At 62.4% G+C, this 2,252-nt stretch carries 3 protein-coding genes; all 3 read left to right on the forward strand.

Translation table 11 applies throughout. The features are described 5' to 3' along the window. A partial coding sequence (locus VEK15_18380; protein ID HXV62673.1) for a hypothetical protein occupies positions 1-258 on the forward strand: 258 nt, incomplete at its 5' end. Between the two features lie 164 nt (positions 259-422). Next, positions 423-1,868, forward strand: a complete 1,446-nt coding sequence (locus VEK15_18385; protein HXV62674.1) for a hypothetical protein — start codon at positions 423-425, stop codon at positions 1,866-1,868. Positions 1,869-1,960: 92 nt separating this feature from the next. Further along, positions 1,961-2,252, forward strand: a 292-nt coding sequence (locus tag VEK15_18390; protein ID HXV62675.1) for a response regulator, incomplete at its 3' end; no start/stop codon positions are given.

Here is a 2,252-nt window from a genome sequence, read left to right on the forward strand (position 1 = left end):
CCAAATCTTTCGATGGATCTGATCTATCACTCATACGTCCAGGACGTGGCGTCCGAGGACCTGCACGACTCTGCCTTCAATTCCGAACCAAATGGCGAAAGCCGACGGCTCGGCAGCGAGATCGATCTCGTGCTCGGTTTCCGGCCTCGGGAGAAGCTCCAGGTGAATGGTTTTCTTGGCTATTTCATGCCTGGCCGCGCCTTCGACGATGGCGATGACGCGATCTTCGCGCGCATCGAGGTCGAGATCGGGCTCTGACGCTTAGAGAGCCACTATCCAAGTTTACGAAAAAGTAAACTTCGCGACAAAGCCGGGACAAGCCCGATGTGCTCTCAATTGGCGCACGAAACGCGGTGAGGGACAGCCCCGGTAATGAGAGCCGATTCTGTCGCCGGGTGATGCAGCACGGTGGAGGGCGAGCAATGGCGACCATTCTTCCCGAATTCGACAAATTGGATTTCAAGCATGGTGAGCCGGTCGACAATCCATATTTTCCGCTTCAGCCCGGCACCATCCTGAGCTACAGCGGCGAGACGAAGGATCACGAGATCGAAAGCAACGACGTCTTCACCACCTTCGAGACCCGCAAGATCGCGGGCGTGACCACGACGATCGTTCGCGACACCGCCTATGTCGACGGCGTCCTCGTCGAGGACACCGTGGATTGGTACGCGCAGGACAAGTTCGGGAACGTCTGGTACCTGGGAGAGTTGACCTTCGCCTTCGAGTACGACGACAACGGCGTCTACGTGGAAACCGTTACGGACGGATCATGGGAGGCCGGCGTGGTGGTCGATCCGGAGGTCGATCCGACCGTCACGGCGCAACCTGGGTTCATCATGCCGAATGCGGCGAATCTGCAGGACTTCTTGGAGTCGGGCGACACGGTCTTCCAAGAATTCGCGCCAGGCGTCGCGGAAGACGTATCGGAGGTCAAGAGTCTCACCGATGAGGTGCAGATCGACGCGCTTGGCCCCGATCCCGTCGCCGATGTCCTGCGGACCCTCGAGACGACCGCTCTCGAACCGGAAGTGGCCGACTTCAAGTATTTCGCGCCAGGGATCGGGAATGTGAGAACGGAAGAGCTGTCCCAGAAACCCAACGGAACGTTCCAGGTGGACCTCACGGTCGACCTCGTTGGGATCCGGGATCTGGATCAGGTCGCCGACAATCTCAAGGAAGCGGAGGCCTCGGACTTTGTCGGTAAGGGATCGACCACGTACGTCACCGTCATCGCGGCCGATGGCGACCATAGTGTCGGCGCCTACGGTTTCAACCAGGGCACCGGCGAGATCGGCGAGGGCAGCATCCTATTCTCCAGCACCGAGAGCCTCACGGCAGAGGACGCTTCTGCCTCGTTCGAGCTGTCCAGAAAGGAAGGCCTCGGCCTCTTCATCGTGCCCGAGGGGGGCGCACTGGACGAGGTGGGCCTGGATCTGTCGGAGTTCTCGGACGGCGGCTTGGTCTTCACCAACTTCTTCACCTTGAGCTCGGCCACCCTTGGCGATGGCGGCGCGCCGCTGGTGAGCGACGGCGCGCTGTCCTTCGAGGCCCCGGTCAACCTGCCCGAGTTCGATGGCGAGGAAGAGGTCCTGCCGCTGCCGCTGCAGATCTTTCATGCACTCGACGGAAGCTCCGACGGCATCAATCTTCTCAATCCGGCCGGCGGTCTCCAGGCAGTCGATCTCGACTGGGAGGACGAGGCGGTGACGTTGCTGGGCTTCGAGGATCGGCGCGTGACCGATCCGCAATACGATGGCGACTACGACGATCTCGTGCTGGCGGTAAGCGACGGCCCACTCGATGCCGCCGCAATTCAGCAGATCGCGGCGGGTCTCGGCCTCGCTGAGGACACGCTGATCGGGTGATAGGCAGGCCGGCCCCAATGCGACACACTGACCTTCTCGGTCAGCGCCGAGAGTATGTCCGCTTCCTGGACCCGGCAGGAGGGGTGCGCCCCATGAAGGTGCTGGTGATCGAGGACGATGCCCAAACCGCCTCCTTCGTCGCAGAGGGCCTGACGCGCAGCGGGCACACTGCCGACTGCGCCGGCACGGGGCCGGAGGGCCTGCAGCTCGCCATGGACGGTAGCTACGACGCGCTCATCGTCGACCGCATGTTGCCCGGACTGGACGGCGTAGCGATAGTCAAGGCATTGCGCGGCGCCGGCATCAATACGCCGGCGCTGTTTCTGACCGCGCTCGACGGGGTGGCGGACCGGGTCCTCGGCCTCGACGCCGGCGGAGACGATT

It is taken from the genome of Vicinamibacteria bacterium (assembly GCA_035620555.1).
GTDB lineage: Bacteria > Acidobacteriota > Vicinamibacteria > Marinacidobacterales > SMYC01 > DASPGQ01.